Annotated in this window: 15 protein-coding genes and 1 pseudogene; 10 read left to right on the top strand and 6 right to left on the bottom strand. The window is 37.5% G+C overall.

What is annotated here, in order from left to right; translation table 11 throughout:
- Positions 1-58 precede the first annotated feature (58 nt).
- The 9 genes and pseudogenes from recA to spoVK all read left to right on the top strand — a co-directional run bounded on the left by recA (position 59) and on the right by spoVK (position 9,151).
- Positions 59-1,083, top strand: a pseudogene (gene recA, locus TTE_RS06560) (recombinase RecA).
- Between the two features lie 38 nt (positions 1,084-1,121).
- On the top strand, positions 1,122-1,715 hold the full coding sequence (locus tag TTE_RS06555; RefSeq protein ID WP_009610678.1) for a regulatory protein RecX: 594 nt from the start codon (positions 1,122-1,124) through the stop codon (positions 1,713-1,715).
- 70 nt (positions 1,716-1,785) lie between these two features.
- Positions 1,786-3,312 carry a ribonuclease Y gene (gene rny / locus TTE_RS06550; RefSeq protein ID WP_041587160.1) on the top strand — a complete coding sequence of 509 codons (1,527 nt, stop codon included), beginning with the start codon at positions 1,786-1,788 and terminating at the stop codon, positions 3,310-3,312.
- A gap of 105 nt (positions 3,313-3,417) precedes the next feature.
- Entirely contained in the window at positions 3,418-4,197 is a 780-nt protein-coding gene (locus tag TTE_RS06545; protein ID WP_011025662.1) for a TIGR00282 family metallophosphoesterase, read from the top strand.
- Between the two features lie 72 nt (positions 4,198-4,269).
- On the top strand, positions 4,270-4,530 hold the full coding sequence (locus tag TTE_RS06540) for a stage V sporulation protein S (RefSeq protein WP_011025661.1): 261 nt from the start codon (positions 4,270-4,272) through the stop codon (positions 4,528-4,530).
- Positions 4,531-4,601: 71 nt separating this feature from the next.
- Positions 4,602-5,453, top strand: a complete 852-nt coding sequence (locus tag TTE_RS06535; protein WP_041587321.1) for a PHP domain-containing protein — start codon at positions 4,602-4,604, stop codon at positions 5,451-5,453.
- A gap of 37 nt (positions 5,454-5,490) precedes the next feature.
- Positions 5,491-6,678 (top strand): pyridoxal phosphate-dependent aminotransferase, encoded by a 1,188-nt coding sequence (locus TTE_RS06530; RefSeq protein WP_011025660.1) that lies wholly within the window; start codon positions 5,491-5,493, stop codon positions 6,676-6,678.
- 89 nt (positions 6,679-6,767) lie between these two features.
- The gene (purB, locus tag TTE_RS06525) at positions 6,768-8,186 is read left to right on the top strand and encodes an adenylosuccinate lyase (protein ID WP_011025659.1); all 1,419 of its coding nucleotides are present in this window, start codon (positions 6,768-6,770) and stop codon (positions 8,184-8,186) included.
- Between the two features lie 68 nt (positions 8,187-8,254).
- Positions 8,255-9,151, top strand: coding sequence for a stage V sporulation protein K (spoVK, locus tag TTE_RS06520; protein ID WP_011025658.1), 897 nt, complete (start codon positions 8,255-8,257; stop codon positions 9,149-9,151).
- Here spoVK and TTE_RS06515 read toward each other — a convergent pair.
- Positions 9,148-9,987 carry an amidohydrolase family protein gene (locus TTE_RS06515; protein ID WP_041587159.1) on the bottom strand — a complete coding sequence of 280 codons (840 nt, stop codon included), beginning with the start codon at positions 9,985-9,987 and terminating at the stop codon, positions 9,148-9,150. The two genes, spoVK and TTE_RS06515, sit on opposite strands and share 4 nt — an antisense overlap.
- Before the next feature lie 130 nt (positions 9,988-10,117).
- Between TTE_RS06515 and TTE_RS06510 the strand changes: the two genes are divergently transcribed.
- Positions 10,118-11,386, top strand: coding sequence for an aminotransferase class I/II-fold pyridoxal phosphate-dependent enzyme (locus TTE_RS06510; RefSeq protein WP_009610799.1), 1,269 nt, complete (start codon positions 10,118-10,120; stop codon positions 11,384-11,386).
- On the opposite strand, the gene TTE_RS06505 is transcribed toward TTE_RS06510, so the two are convergent.
- The 5 genes from TTE_RS06505 to miaA form a co-directional block, all read right to left on the bottom strand.
- Entirely contained in the window at positions 11,377-12,330 is a 954-nt protein-coding gene (locus TTE_RS06505; protein ID WP_031314036.1) for a tyrosine recombinase XerC, read from the bottom strand. The genes TTE_RS06510 and TTE_RS06505 overlap by 10 nt on opposite strands.
- A 133-nt stretch (positions 12,331-12,463) precedes the next feature.
- Complete coding sequence (gene rnhA / locus TTE_RS06500) at positions 12,464-12,925, bottom strand: ribonuclease HI (protein ID WP_011025656.1); 462 nt, start codon at positions 12,923-12,925, stop codon at positions 12,464-12,466.
- Position 12,926: 1 nt separating this feature from the next.
- Complete coding sequence (gene proC, locus TTE_RS06495; RefSeq protein ID WP_011025655.1) at positions 12,927-13,721, bottom strand: pyrroline-5-carboxylate reductase; 795 nt, start codon at positions 13,719-13,721, stop codon at positions 12,927-12,929.
- Between the two features lie 75 nt (positions 13,722-13,796).
- Positions 13,797-14,057, bottom strand: a complete 261-nt coding sequence (hfq, locus tag TTE_RS06490) for an RNA chaperone Hfq (RefSeq protein WP_011025654.1) — start codon at positions 14,055-14,057, stop codon at positions 13,797-13,799.
- A gap of 43 nt (positions 14,058-14,100) precedes the next feature.
- A complete protein-coding gene (gene miaA, locus TTE_RS06485; RefSeq protein ID WP_009610803.1) occupies positions 14,101-15,048 on the bottom strand; it encodes a tRNA (adenosine(37)-N6)-dimethylallyltransferase MiaA in 948 nt (315 codons plus the stop codon).
- Positions 15,049-15,056 lie beyond the last annotated feature (8 nt).

Here is a 15,056-nt window from a genome sequence, read left to right as displayed (position 1 = left end):
TATAATTATTTTAATACGGAGTATAAAATAATTAATTTGGTCAGGAGGTAAAAGGTTGATGATTGAAAAGCAAAAGGCTTTAGAAATGGCCATTAGTCAAATAGAAAGACAATTTGGAAAAGGCGCTATTATGAGGCTTGGCGATACTGCAAAGTTAAACGTAGAAGTTATTCCTACAGGGTCATTGGAATTAGATATTGCATTGGGAGTTGGAGGAGTACCAAGAGGCAGAATAATAGAAATTTTTGGACCTGAGTCTTCTGGTAAGACCACTTTAGCACTTCACATGATAGCAGAAGCTCAGAAAATAGGAGGAACAGGTGCTTTCATAGACGCAGAGCACGCACTTGATCCAGTATATGCAAAAAATCTCGGGGTAAACATTGACGATCTACTTGTTGCCCAGCCTGACACAGGAGAGCAAGCTTTAGAGATAGCAGAAGCTTTAGTAAGAAGCGGAGCAGTAGACATAATTGTGATTGACTCTGTTGCAGCTTTGGTGCCAAAAGCTGAAATAGAAGGAGAAATGGGAGACAGCCATGTAGGTCTTCAGGCAAGGCTCATGTCACAAGCTTTGAGGAAGTTGGCAGGTGTTACCAGCAAGTCGAAATCAATTGTTGTGTTCATAAACCAGTTGAGAGAAAAAGTGGGTGTAATGTTTGGCAATCCTGAAACTACTCCTGGTGGAAGAGCTCTAAAATTTTACGCTACCATAAGATTGGATGTAAGAAAAGTGGATAACATCAAACAGGGCAATGAAATTGTGGGAAGCAGGACCCGCGTAAAAGTGGTGAAAAACAAAATAGCACCTCCTTTCAAACAGGCTGAATTCGACATCATGTACGGAGAAGGAATATCAAGAGAGGGAAGCATACTTGATTTAGGAACAGCTCTTGATATAATAGAGAAAAGCGGTTCTTGGTACTCCTATAAAGACATAAAACTGGGCCAGGAAGAGAAAATGCAAAGCAGTTTTTAAAAGAAAATAAGGAGATCGCAGAAGAGATTGAGAGGAAAATCAGGGAAAATTTCAATCTTGCTTACAATAAGATCAAATCAGCTCCTGATGCTATAGTAGAATAGCCCCTGTAAGGGGTTATTTTGTTAAAAGGTGAAGAAGTATGCTAATTACTAGAATCATAAAGAGAGAAAAAAGTTCAAAGTACGATGTATTTATTGACGGAGAATATGCTTTTACCTGCGATGCTGAAACTTTCTTTATGCTGGGAATTGAGGAAGGAAAAGAGATAACCAGTGAACAGTATAAATATTATGTAAACTACATAGAGGCTAAAGAAGCTAAAAACCACGCTTTTAGACTCCTTTCGAGAAAAATGCTTACAGAAAAACAGCTTGCAGATAAACTCAAATTAAAAGGCTTTTCTGAGGAAGCAATAGGAGAAGCAGTATCAAAAGCAAAAGAATACGATTATGTAAATGATGAGAATTACGCTAAATTTTTTGTGGAAGAAAAAATGCAAAGTCTGTACAGCAGAAGAAGGATATACTATGAGCTTTTGAAAAGAGGCGTAGAGAAAGAGATAATAGAAAAGGTATTAGAAAGTATTTACCCTCACGAGAAAGAAGTGGAAGTAATAAGGCAGATTGTGGAGAAAAAGAAAAACTCCCACAGAGAAATTCAAAAATTAAAAAAATATCTCTATACCAATGGCTTTGAAATTGAAAATATTGAAAAGGCATTGAACTTGACATAATTTTGTAAAGGGTCTAAAATAGAATATGAATCATCTACTAAGGAGGTGTAGGAGTATAAGCTATGTTGGATTGATAATCACAGCACTTATTGCAATACTAATCGGCTTTCTAGCAGGTTTTCTGGCACGCAAAGTCATTGCAGAGTCTAAAATAAAAAGTGCCGAAAACCTGGCGCGGACTATTCTAGAAAGCGCTAAGAAGGACGCTGAGAATAAAAAGAGAGAAGCCTTACTGGAAGCCAAAGAAGAAATTCACCGCTTAAGATCCGATTTTGAAAAAGAAGTAAGAGACAGAAGAGGAGAGCTCCAAAGACTTGAAAAAAGGCTTCTCCAAAAAGAAGAGATACTTGAAAAAAGAGCCGAAAGTCTCGAACAAAAAGAAATCTTATTAGAACAAAAGCAAAAAGAAATTCAACAGCTAGAAGAACAAATAACTCTGCTTCACAAAAAACAACTGGAGGAATTGGAAAGAATCTCCGGTCTTACTCAGGAAGAAGCGAAAAGTATACTGTTAGAAAGTGTACAGAAAGAAATACAGCATGACATGGCAGTAATGATTAAAGAAATGGAAAACAAAGCCAAAGAAGAAGCAGACAGAAGAGCAAGAGAAATCGTGGGATTAGCTATACAGCGATGTGCCGCTGACCATGCGGCAGAAACAACTGTTTCAGTAGTTACACTGCCCAACGATGAGATGAAAGGACGCATTATTGGAAGAGAAGGTAGAAACATAAGGACAATTGAAACTCTTACAGGAATTGACCTAATAATTGACGATACACCTGAGGCAGTAGTAATCTCTGGTTTTGACCCGATAAGAAGAGAAATAGCGAGAATTGCCCTTGAGAAGTTGATTGAAGATGGCAGAATACACCCAGCAAGGATAGAGGAAATGGTAGAAAAAGCCAAGAAGGAAGTAGACAACATGATAATAAAGGCTGGAGAAGAAGCGGCTTTTGAAGTAGGCGTACACGGATTGCACCCTGAACTCATAAAACTTCTGGGAAGACTCAAATTCAGAACTAGCTATGGTCAAAATGTTCTCAAGCATTCCATAGAAGTTGCTCATCTTGCTGGGCTTATGGCTTATGAATTAGGGGCAGATGCCTCAATTGCTAAAAGAGCAGGGCTTTTGCACGACATAGGAAAGGCTGTAGACCATGAAGTGGAAGGCCCTCACGTGATGATAGGTGCAGAGCTTGCAAAAAGATATCACGAGTCTGACGCAGTGGTACATGCGATTATGGCTCATCACAATGATGTTGAGCCTCAAACGATTGAAGCAGTTCTGGTTCAGGCAGCTGATGCGATTTCGGCGGCCAGACCGGGTGCAAGGCGGGAGGCTTTAGAGGCTTATATAAAGAGGCTTGATAAGTTAGAGCAAATTGCTAATTCTTTTGAAGGCGTGGAAAAAGCTTATGCTATTCAGGCAGGAAGAGAAATAAGGATAATGGTAAAACCTGAGGCTATAAGCGATGACGAACTTGTGATATTGGCTAGAAATATAAGCAAGAAGATTGAAGAAGAAGTGGAATATCCTGGACAGATTAAAGTGACAGTCATAAGGGAGACGGTGGCTATTGATTATGCAAAATAAAGATTTTGAAAAAAAGCGTGCGTTTCGCACGCTTTAAAAGTTTATAAATTTGTGCAATAATAATTGGTAGGAGTTTTTCTAAAAAATTTTACTCGGAGGTAGAAAATGAGAATACTCATTATAGGAGATATAGTTGGAAGACCTGGTAGAAATGCCTTGAAAGAACATCTAGAAGAGTTAAAAAACTTTTATAATGTAAATTTGGTAATAGCAAATGGTGAAAATGCAGCAGGAGGAAATGGAATAACCAGAAAAGTAGCTGACGAACTTTTTGAAATGGGAATTTCTCTTTTAACTACTGGAAACCACGTATGGGACCAGAAAGAAATACTTCAGTTCATAGATGAGGAACCTCGAATTTTAAGACCTGCCAACTATCTAGAAGGGACTCCTGGCAGAGGTTCTGCTGTGATAAACCTCGATGGAGTAAAAGTGGGCGTGTTAAACCTTCAAGGGACTACATTTATGCCCTGCAATAGAAATCCCTTTTTTGTGGCAATAGAAGAGGTAGAAAAATTAAAAGCCGAGACAAACATTATACTGGTGGATTTCCATGCAGAGGCTACTTCGGAAAAGATAGCGATGGGTTATTTCCTAGATGGAAAAGTGAGCTGCGTTTTTGGAACGCATACTCACGTTCAGACAGCCGATGAAAAAATCTTACCAAATGGCACTGCTTATATCACTGATATAGGGATGACAGGGCCTTATGAATCTGTCCTTGGAATAGATAAAGAACTGATAATAAAGAGATTTACTTCTTCTGTACCTCTCCGCTTTGAAGTAGCAAAAGGTCCTGCGCAAATAAATGGGATAGTGATTGAGGTGGATGAAAATACAGGCAAATCTTTGAGCATAGAAAGAATTAATAAAATTTGTACATAAAAAAGAAGGATTTTTTAAATTGGTGTAGAATATTTAAACCATGAGAAAATTATTTTTAAGGGGGAAAAAATAATGGAAGTATTAAAAGTTTCAGCAAAATCTAATCCAAATGCTGTAGCAGGGGCATTGGCAGGAGTGATAAGAGAACGGGGTGGTGCAGAAGTACAGGCTATAGGGGCAGGGGCAATAAATCAAGCTGTAAAAGCTGTCGCAATTGCAAGGGGGGTTGTGGCTCCCAGCGGGATCGACTTAATTTGCATTCCTGCTTTTACAGATATTGAGATAGACGGGGAAGAAAGGACAGCAATAAAATTGATTGTTGAACCTAGATGAGGAATAACCTGCGCTTCGCAGGTTATTTTAAATTTTTAGAAAAAATTATGCTAAAAGAAAGGTTGGAGGAAATGTTTGCCGATTTGCACATGCATTCAAAAGCTTCAGATGGCACAAACTCTCCTCGCGAAGTAGTTAGATTAGCAAAAGCGCATGGACTTTCATGTATTGCATTGACAGACCACGATACAGTGGACGGCCTTCAAGAAGCAATAGAAGCATCTTTTGAACTTGGCATAGAAGTCATCCCCGGTATTGAATTTAACTGCTACTATAAAGACCAGGAAGTGCACATTTTAGGCTACTACATAGACTATGAAGATAGAGGCTTTGTTGACAAACTTGAAGAGATGAAAAAGCTTAGAAATGACAGAGCAAGAGCGATATTAAAAAAACTTAACGACTTAGGGATTAAAATCACTATCGAAGATGTGCTGGAGTTTACAAGTGAAAAGTTTATAGGAAGACCTCACATAGCAAGGGCCATGGTGAAGAAGAATTATGTGGGAAGTGTAAAAGAAGCTTTTGAGAAGTACATAGGAGTTGGAGGCCCTGCCTATGTAGAAAGATACCGCATCACTCCTATGGAGGCTATAGACTTGATCTTGGAAAATGGAGGAGTGCCTGTACTCGCTCATCCAGGACTTCTTTCTGATGACAGTGTCATTGAAGAGTTGGTAAAAAGAAACCTTGTAGGTATTGAGGTGTTTCATTCAAAACACACAGAAAGAGATGTTGAGAAATATTTTGAAAAAGCAAAGCAATACAATTTAATCATCACGGGAGGTTCAGATTTTCACGGGATAGAAGTTGATGGAAGAGACTTACTAGGTACAGTAAAACTGGATTATAAAAACGTAGAAATTTTAAAAAGTAAAGCTAGAAATTTGGATAGAAATTTGAAAACTTATAAGTTAAAATAATAATTGTGATTCATATGACAATTTGGAGGTGTAAAAATTGAATTTATCTCAAAATGCTTTACAAATTACTCCTTCAATGACTTTAGAGATAACGGCAAAAGCAAAACAGCTGAAAGCCCAAGGAGTGGATGTCATAGACTTTGGAGTCGGTGAACCGGATTTTGATACTCCTTCCTACATAAAAGAAGCTGCTATTGACGCTATAAAGAGAGGATATACTAAATACACTCCTTCATCAGGAATTCCCGAGTTAAAAAAGGCTATATGCGAAAAATTGCTAAAAGATAACGGACTTAGTTACACTCCCGAACAAATTGTGGTTTCAAACGGCGCAAAACATTCGATATACAATGCTCTTTCTGCAATTTTAAATCCTGGCGATGAAGTGATAATACCTGTACCTTACTGGCTCAGTTATCCTGAAATGGTAAGATTAGCCTACGGAAAACCTGTTTTCGTTCATACAAAGGAAGAAAATGATTTTAAAATAACCGCTGAAGAGTTAGAAAATGCCATAACTCCAAAGACAAAAGCTATAATTTTAAATAGCCCAAACAATCCTTCAGGAGCTGTCTACACTAAAGAAGAGTTAGAAGAAATTGCCAGAGTAGTTGAAGAAGCAAATATTTTTGTGATTTCTGATGAAATATACGAAAAACTCATATACGAAGGAGAACACGTTAGCATTGCTTCATTTGGAGAAAAAATCAAAGAACTCACAATTGTAGTTAATGGCATATCAAAGGCCTATGCCATGACTGGATGGAGAATAGGCTATACGGCTTCTTCACTAGAAGTTGCAAAAGTCATGTCAAATATTCAAAGTCACACTACATCAAACCCCAATTCAATTGCCCAGTACGCTAGCGTTGCTGCTTTACAAGGAGGAGAAGAAGAAATAGAAAAAATGAAAGAAGAATTTAACAGAAGAAGGCTTTATATGGTGGAGAGGGTAAATAAAATAAAAGATTTGAAATGTTCTACTCCAAAAGGAGCCTTTTATGTGATGGTAAATATAGAAAAATACATTGGTAGGGAGTTAAATGGAAAGACAATAAACGGTTCTTTGGACTTTGCAAGTGCTTTGATTGACGGAGCAAATGTAGCTGTGGTACCTGCTTTGCCTTTTGGAATGGACAACTATATAAGGATGTCCTACGCTACATCTCTTGAAAATATTAAGAAGGGCCTTGACAGAATTGAGGATTTTTTAAGTAAAAGCTAAATAAAGCGAATAAAAACGTAAACAAAAGCCCCTGTTTTTACATCTTACAGGGGCTTTAATAAATATTTTAAAAGCAGGAGGAAGGAAATATGAGAGAGGTTTATGAAACACCTTTGGTCACAAGGTATGCGAGTAAAGAAATGGCACAAATTTTTTCTGATGATGAGAAGTTTAAAACCTGGAGAAAATTGTGGGTGGCTTTAGCCAAAAGTGAAAAGGAATTAGGTCTTAATATAACTAATGAACAAATAGAAGAAATGGAAAAAAATATAGAAAATATAAATTATGAAGATGCGGAAAGGTTCGAAAAAGAATTCAGGCACGATGTAATGGCTCATATTCACGCCTACGGGCTTTTATGCCCAAAAGCAAAGCCTATAATTCACTTAGGCGCAACTTCTGCGTTTGTAGATGACAATACGGATATTATTTTAATGGATAGAGGGCTTCAGCTAATTGAGAAAAAGCTTTTAAAAGCGATAAAAGTCCTCTCTGAATTTGCACTAAAATATAAAGATTTACCAACATTGGGTTATACTCACTTTCAGCCTGCTCAGCTGACAACTGTAGGTAAAAGAGCCTGTCTCTGGATACAGGACCTGATCCTTGACCTTCAGGATTTAAGATACAGGCGTCAAAACATGATGCTGAGAGGAGTAAAAGGAACGACAGGTACTCAAGCTAGTTTTATGGAACTTTTTGATGGAGATGAGGAAAAGGTAAAAGAGCTTGACAGGTTGGTTGTAGAAAAGATGGGGTATAAAAAATCCTTTCCTGTAACAGGTCAGACTTACACTCGAAAGTACGATTTTATGATTTTATCTGTGTTAAGTGGGATAGCTCAAAGTGCCCACAAGTTTAGCAACGACATAAGGCTTTTGCAACATTTAAGGGAAATCGAAGAACCTTTTGAAGAAAAGCAAATTGGTTCTTCTGCTATGGCTTACAAAAGAAACCCTATGAGAAGTGAAAGAATGGCAGCTTTATCTAGGTATGTAATTGTGACATTATTAAACTCTTCTATCACGGCCTCCAACCAGTGGTTTGAGAGGACCTTGGATGATTCAGCTAACAGGAGAATTGTAATTCCCGAGATGTTTTTGGCCACGGATGCTATTTTAAACCTTTATATAAACATAGCTTCCGGGTTGAAAGTGAACGAAAAAGTGATTGAAAAAAACGTAAAAAGAGAACTTCCATTTATGGCAACAGAAAAAATTTTAATGGCGGCTGTGAAAAAGGGCGGAGATAGACAGGAATTGCACGAAGCCATAAGAGTATATTCCTTAAAGGCTGCTGAAGAAGTAAAAAATGGCGAAGACAATAGACTGCTTGAGTATATCAAGCAGGATAAAAGATTTGGCCTTTCTCATGAGGAAATTCTTGACCTTACTGATCCAAGAAAGTTTACAGGCAGATCTGCAAATCAGGTAAAGGAATTTATTGAAGACCATGTAAGACCTCTTCTTGATGGGATAGAAGACATAGAAGTCAAAGTAGAAGTTTAAAAACTTTCACTTTCCACATCCCAATATCATAAAATAGGATTGAAAATGATATTGGGATGTGGTGTGATATGGGAATATGGCCCGTATTTTTTGAAGGGTATAGAATTGAAAAGAAGGCAGAAAAAGAGATATCTAAGGAATTGGAACAGGTGGATGAGAAAAAGCTGCAGGAAGAGGCTTTAAGAGAATTAAATTCTCTCATAGGGCTTCATAAAGTGAAAGAGATTATTTATGAAATTTACGCTTTTTCTCAACTTCAGATGAAGCGCAAAAAAGAAGGCCTTGCCACTGACCCCATAGTGCTTCATATGATTTTCAAAGGCAATCCCGGGACAGGGAAGACCACTGTGGCGAGGATTCTTGGGAAGCTCTTAAAAGGCATAGGTGTGCTGGAGAAGGGGCATGTGGTAGAAGTTGAAAGAGCAGACCTTGTGGGGGAGTACATAGGACATACAGCCCATAGGGTGAGGGAAAATGTGAAAAAAGCCTTGGGAGGCATTTTGTTTGTAGATGAAGCGTATTCTCTGGCAAGGGGTGGAGAAAAAGACTTTGGCAAAGAAGCCATAGATACTTTAGTAAAAGAAATGGAAGACAATAGAAACAAATTCATTTTAATTCTGGCAGGTTACAAATACGAGATGGAATATTTTTTGAACACAAATCCGGGCTTAAGGTCCAGATTCCCGATACAAATAGATTTTCCAGATTACACAATTGAAGAACTCCTGCAGATTGCTGAAGTTATGGTAAAAAACAGGCAGTACAAACTGACAGAAAGTGCAAAGAGAAAGCTTATGAAGATACTGATAAAAAATGATGCCTCTAGAGAGATGGGGAATGCCAGAATGGTGAGAAATATCATTGAAAAAGCAATAAGAAAGCAGGCTGTGAGGGTTTTGAATAAAGTAAATATAACAAAGGAAGATTTAATAACAATAGACAGCATTGACATACGTGAAGATTAAGTCTTAAAAAAGATCCTGTAGGCATTTTCGCCTTCTATTTTTATTTTTAGCTGTTCTTCTAAATCTACTTTTTCCCATTCTTTGTAATAGCGCAAAGGAGAGAGCAAAGGAAAGTCACTCCCAAACAAAATCTTGTCTTCTATTCCAATTATTTTTACTGCACGGTATATTTGTGGAATATAAAGATAAGGAGAAGCAGCAGTGTCATAATAGACATTTTTTAAAGTCTCTTTAACTTCAGGCATTAATTCATAAAAAAGAAGTCCTCCGCCCCAGTGAGCGTAAATTATCACATTGTCTGGATTGTTTAAAGCAAAGGAATAAGCCTGCTCGGGGCCCATTTTACCTTTTCCTGGATAGTAATGTCCTACCAGCTCATTTACATGCATCAATATTGGGAGATTTAATTCGCGGCAGATAGAAGCAAATTTGCCTATTTCATCTTGCTTGCTTATATCCACCCTCACAGCTTCGGGAATTATCTCGCCAACCCCTTTTAGTCCTTTTTCAACACACCTTATGATCTCTTTTTCTGTGTCTTTGTGATTTAAAGGTACGACAGCAAAACCTATAAATCTATCTGGGTACCTTTTTACTACTTCTATCACATAATCATTAAATTCTCTTGCAAGCCCCATATCCAAACAGGAGAAACCAAAAACCACTGCTTTATCTATACCAGCCTTTTTCATCTCTTCCAACACATCTTCTGCTGTTGCGAATTTTGCTTTAGGGCTTGAGTGCAGCAGTTTGAAATGTTCATCCCTCTCCATGTTTTTATCAATATTCTTTATAAATTCTGGAGGCAATATATGTACATGGGAATCTATTCTCACATACACACCTTCTTTTCTTGGTAAATTGCTTTTATAGATAAATTATATCACCTTTTCGTGTTTTCACAAACTCTTTTAAGTGCTATAATAGTATTGCTTGTAAACTTAAGACTAGAGAGAGGTTGATAAAATGACATCGCAGGAATTTTTAAAAAACAACTTTAATATTCCGCCAAAAGTCATTGAATTGATAGAAAGCGCTGAAAAGAGCTGTTTAGATATATTTAAAAAAATTGATGAAATAGTCGAGTACAACCAGTACAAAGTGATATACCATTTTCAAAAGAATAAATTGAGCGATATTCACTTTAATGGAACCACAGGTTATGGATACGGCGATATTGGAAGAGATGTGATAGAAAAAATATATGCTGGCATTTTTGGAGCAGAAGACGCCTTAGTAAGGCCTCAAATCGTTTCTGGAACCCATGCCATATCAATTGTACTTTTCGGCAATTTAAAACCAAATGAAGAGCTAATTTCGGCTTCTGGAAAGCCCTATGATACATTAGAAGAGGTGATAGGTATAAAAGGGGAGGGGAGGGGAAGTTTAAGAGAGTGCGGTATTATTTATAAGGAAGTTCCTCTTCTTGAAAATGGGGAAATGGATGTAGAAGGCATAAAAAAGGCCATAACTTCAAAAACAAAGATGATAATGATTCAAAGGTCAAAGGGATATGATTATAGAAAGTCCTTTACTATAGCGGAAATAGGGGAAGTGATTAAAGAGATAAGAAAAGTAAAAGAGGACATAATAGTCTTTGTAGATAATTGTTATGGTGAGTTCACAGAAAAAAAAGAACCTACGGAAGTAGGGGCTGATATCGTAGCTGGTTCTCTCATAAAAAACATAGGAGGAGGGATTGCACCTACAGGAGGCTACGTGGTGGGTAAAAAAGAACTTGTGGAAAATGCTTCTTATAAGCTTTACGCTCCAGGAATAGGAAAAGAAGTAGGGCCCTCCCTTGGCTTTAATAGACTGATACTTCAAGGCCTGTTTTTTGCTCCAAAAGTAGTTGGAGAAGCTTTAAAAGGGGCAGTACTTCTTTCAAAAGTCATGTCGGATTTGGGTTATGAAGTACTGCCGGAATACAATGAAGAGAGGACAGATATAGTACAGGCTGTAAAATTTAGAACAGAGAAAGAGCTCATATCCTTTATTCAAGGAATACAGTTGGGCTCTTATGTTGATGCTCATGTACTTCCCGAACCTTGGGACATGCCAGGCTATCAGGACAAGGTGATAATGGCAGCAGGCGGATTTATTCAAGGTTCTTCTATAGAGCTAAGCGCCGATGCGCCTATAAGAGAGCCTTATACTGCCTATGTACAGGGAGGCTTGAGTTATCCTCAAGTTAAATTGGCCATATCCATAGCTCTCAGCAGAATTTATTCTTGAGATAAGGGGTTTTTATTCACAGCCTCTCTAAGCTGTGAGTCGTCCACATGTGTGTAAATCTGCGTGGTTGAAACGTTAGAATGCCCCAAAAGCTTTTGCAATGTACGTATATCTACGTTTCCGTACCTGTACATTAAAGTAGCTGCTGTGTGGCGAAGTTTGTGAGCAGAGTATTTCTTGCCTTCTAAATTAGCATGTTTTAAATGCTTTTTAACCAAGTATTGAACAGTTTTTACGCTTATCCTCTTCAGTCTTTTACTCAAAAACAGGGCCTTTTTGTCTTTCACGCCTTCTTTGGGCCTTACTTTGAGGTAATCGCTTATAGCCTTTATACAAGCCTCATTTAGGTAGATAGTCCGCTGCTTATTTCCTTTTCCTATGACAGTCAATTTGTCTTCTTTTATATCATCAAGATTTATATTTACAAGCTCTGAAACCCTTAAACCACAGTTTAGAAAAAGAGTTATAATAGCGTAATCTCTTTCCTTAAAAGGACCATCTATAGAGTTTAAAAGCTTTTTGCTTTCTTCTAAGGTCAGATAAATAGGATGCCTTACTGAAAGTTTAGGAGATTCTAATTCCTGTGTAGGATTTTTACTTATGACTTTTGCTTTTCTGTAAAGGTAATTGTAAAAAGACCTTAGACTTGCAACTTTTCTTGCGCGAGCAGGGGGAGTATTAGACCTTTCATTTGTCACAAAAGAAAGATAGGCATAAAGGTCGTTTAAATCAACAGACTCTATAAGGTCAATATCAACGTCAGAAATGTCTATTTCATCAAAGGGAATATCATCGCTTACTTTTCCGCGCCTTTTCTTTAAAAAGCGGAAAAATAAAATAAGGTCATAAGCGTAAGCCTTTATAGTATTAGGTGACCTGGCTTTTACAGTGGAGAAGTAGTTCAGAAACTCTTCCAATATAGGGGGATACTTTAAAGCCTCCATAAATGAAAGCTCCTTTCTTTTTATAGTCCAAAATCTAATTATACGAAATAGATATTTCGTATAATTACATAATCTATGGTACCACACAAACAAGGAAAAATCAAGCACAAAAACTAAAAGAGAATCCCAAAACTTAGGGATTCTCTTTTATGTGTTTTTTTATTTGTTCTGTGGCCAGTCTGTCGCACAAGTTGTTGTACTCATTATCAGAATGACCTTTAACCTTAATCCAGTTTATCTGATGCGGTTTAGAAACTTCTAATAACTCTTTCCATAAGTCCTGATTTTCTACTGGAGTTTTGTCAGATTTAAGCCAGTTGTTCTTCTGCCACTTTTCAATCCATCCCTCATTAAAAGCGTTTATTAAATAACTGCTGTCGCTATATAAATTCACCTTACAAGGCCTTTTTAAAGCCTTTAAACCCTCAATGGCTGCCTTTAATTCCATCCTGTTATTTGTGGTGTTTTCTTCAAACCCTGATATTTCTTTTTTTATTCCTTTATATATCAAAACTGCCGCCCAGCCGCCTGGTCCAGGATTGCCGCTGCAAGCCCCATCTGTGTAGATTTCTACTATTTCGTTATTATTTTTCATTTTATTTCAGCCCTTTTGCCTTCTGATAAGCTGCAATCACAGCTTCAATCACCGCACTTCTCATACCGCTTTTTTCCAAAACTCTTATGCCTTCTATAGTAGTTCCCCCCGGAGAAGTGACCATGTCTTTTAACTGTCCTGGATGAAAGCCTGTCTTAAATACCATGCTTCCCGCTCCAGATACCGCTTTAGAAGCCAGTTTATAAGCTACATCTCTTGGCAATCCCAGCAGGACTCCTCCGTCTGCTAAGGCTTCTATAAACATGTATACGAAGGCTGGGCTGCAACTTGACACGGCCATTGCCACATCTATTAACTTTTCTTCTATCTCCACTATTTCTCCACAAGTGCTAAAAATCTTTCGCACAAGTTCTTTGTCTTCTTCTTTTACTTCTTCGGAATATGTAACGGCCGTTATGCCTTCTCCTATTAACGCAGGAGTATTAGGGATTGTCCTAACTATTTTCCCCCTGCCCAAAAGCTTTTTTACATGGTCTATAGTAATCCCTGGAGCTATCGTGATTATTATTTTTTCCTCTGTCACTTTTTCTCTAATTTCCTTGAGCACTTCATCGTAAACATTTGGCTTTACCGCTACTATTACTACATCCGATTTTTCAGTTAATTCTAGATTGTCTTTAGCAGTAACTGTCCCAAACTCTCTTTCCAATCCTTCTACTTTTTCTCTTACAGGGTCATAAAGTATCAAGTCTTCTGCTTCCACAAAGTCTGACTTCAAAATACCCTTTATAAGGGCCATGCCCATGTTCCCGGCACCTATAAAGCCAATTTTCATCCTTTAAAACTCCCCTGTTTTTTAAATTATTTCAAAAAAACAGTATTAGTTAGGCCTAATACTGTTTTTTTGATCTTACTCCTCCTTCTTATCATCTTTCTCAGAACCTGAGAAGATGACAGGCTTTTGAGGAGAGATAGTAGAAATCGCATGTTTGTAAATTAGAAGCTGCTGTTTGCTTTCAGATTCTAACACAACTGTAAAATTGTCAAATCCTTTCACTGTACCTTTGAGCTGAAACCCATTTATAAGGTATACTGTGACTGGTACATGCTCCTTTCTCACTTGATTTAAAAAGATGTCTTGTAAATTAATAGCTGCTTTTGAACTTGCCATCTTTATCCCCCTTCTTTAATATGTATCATTTAGTTATATTCTATCAAAATTTCAATTTTCCTGCCAAGTATTCAAAAATATTTTCTCGAAGTTCCTCATAGGTTTTATAGTCATCTACAAAAAACCATTTGATAAAGTCATAAGCCTTAAACCACGTGATCTGTCTCTTCGCATACCTCCTTGTCCCCTTTTTGATTTTCTCTACGGCTTCCTCTAAAGAAATTTCCCCATTTAAATACTCGACAATTTCTTTGTAACCTAAAGCCTGCATTGAAGTGCCATATTTATTATACCCGATTTTTAGCAAGTTTACCACTTCTTCGACTAAATTATTTTTTATCATCTCATCTACTCTTCTATTAATTTTTTCGTACAAAAGCTGCCTGTTTTTATAGTTTAACCCTATCATTATCGGATCATATTCGGGATTTTTTCGCATTCCGCTCATCTTCTGATAATGAGAAATAGGTTTTCCCGTAAATTCGTACACTTCTAAGGCCCTTATAATTCTCCTTAAATCATTGGGATGAATTTTCCTCGCTGCCTCTGGGTCCACTTCTTTTAACTTTTCATACAAATAACTGGTACCGTAAGTTTCAGCGAGTTTTTTCATCTTTTCTCTAAATTCCTTGCTGCCTTCAAAATCAGAAAAGTGCATGATGTAAACGATGGAATTTATGTAAAGTCCCGTGCCTCCAACAATTATGGGAAGTTTTCCTCTTTCATGGATGTCTTTAATGATAGCCTTTGCTCTCTTTTCATATTCTGCTACGCTAAATTCTTCGTTAGGTTCCACTATGTCTATCATGTGGTGAGGTATGCCTTGCATCTCTTCCTTTGTAATTTTCGCTGTGCCAATGTCCATGTATTTGTAAATCTGCATGGAATCAGCAGAGACTACTTCACCGTTAAATCTCTTTGCTACATCAACAGCCAATCTTGATTTTCCAGTGGCAGTAGGCCCTACAATAAGAACAATTTGTATAGCCATCCCATCAC

The sequence above is a fragment of the Caldanaerobacter subterraneus subsp. tengcongensis MB4 genome (assembly GCF_000007085.1).
Taxonomy (GTDB): domain Bacteria; phylum Bacillota; class Thermoanaerobacteria; order Thermoanaerobacterales; family Thermoanaerobacteraceae; genus Thermoanaerobacter; species Thermoanaerobacter subterraneus.
This window is presented reverse-complemented; position numbering and strand designations above follow the sequence as displayed.

Bases quoted from the DNA above. Each gene is read 5' to 3' on its own strand.
- hfq (WP_011025654.1), bottom strand. From the start codon at position 14,057: ATGGCAAGTTCAAAAGCAGCTATTAATTTACAAGACATCTTTTTAAAT.
- TTE_RS06540 (WP_011025661.1), top strand. From the start codon at position 4,270: ATGGAAGTATTAAAAGTTTCAGCAAAATCTAATCCAAATGCTGTAGCA.
- miaA (WP_009610803.1), bottom strand. From the start codon at position 15,048: ATGGCTATACAAATTGTTCTTATTGTAGGGCCTACTGCCACTGGAAAA.
- purB (WP_011025659.1), top strand. From the start codon at position 6,768: ATGAGAGAGGTTTATGAAACACCTTTGGTCACAAGGTATGCGAGTAAA.
- TTE_RS06510 (WP_009610799.1), top strand. From the start codon at position 10,118: ATGACATCGCAGGAATTTTTAAAAAACAACTTTAATATTCCGCCAAAA.
- spoVK (WP_011025658.1), top strand. From the start codon at position 8,255: ATGGGAATATGGCCCGTATTTTTTGAAGGGTATAGAATTGAAAAGAAG.
- TTE_RS06535 (WP_041587321.1), top strand. From the start codon at position 4,602: ATGTTTGCCGATTTGCACATGCATTCAAAAGCTTCAGATGGCACAAAC.
- proC (WP_011025655.1), bottom strand. From the start codon at position 13,721: ATGAAAATTGGCTTTATAGGTGCCGGGAACATGGGCATGGCCCTTATA.
- TTE_RS06555 (WP_009610678.1), top strand. From the start codon at position 1,122: ATGCTAATTACTAGAATCATAAAGAGAGAAAAAAGTTCAAAGTACGAT.
- rnhA (WP_011025656.1), bottom strand. From the start codon at position 12,925: ATGAAAAATAATAACGAAATAGTAGAAATCTACACAGATGGGGCTTGC.
- TTE_RS06545 (WP_011025662.1), top strand. From the start codon at position 3,418: ATGAGAATACTCATTATAGGAGATATAGTTGGAAGACCTGGTAGAAAT.
- TTE_RS06505 (WP_031314036.1), bottom strand. From the start codon at position 12,330: ATGGAGGCTTTAAAGTATCCCCCTATATTGGAAGAGTTTCTGAACTAC.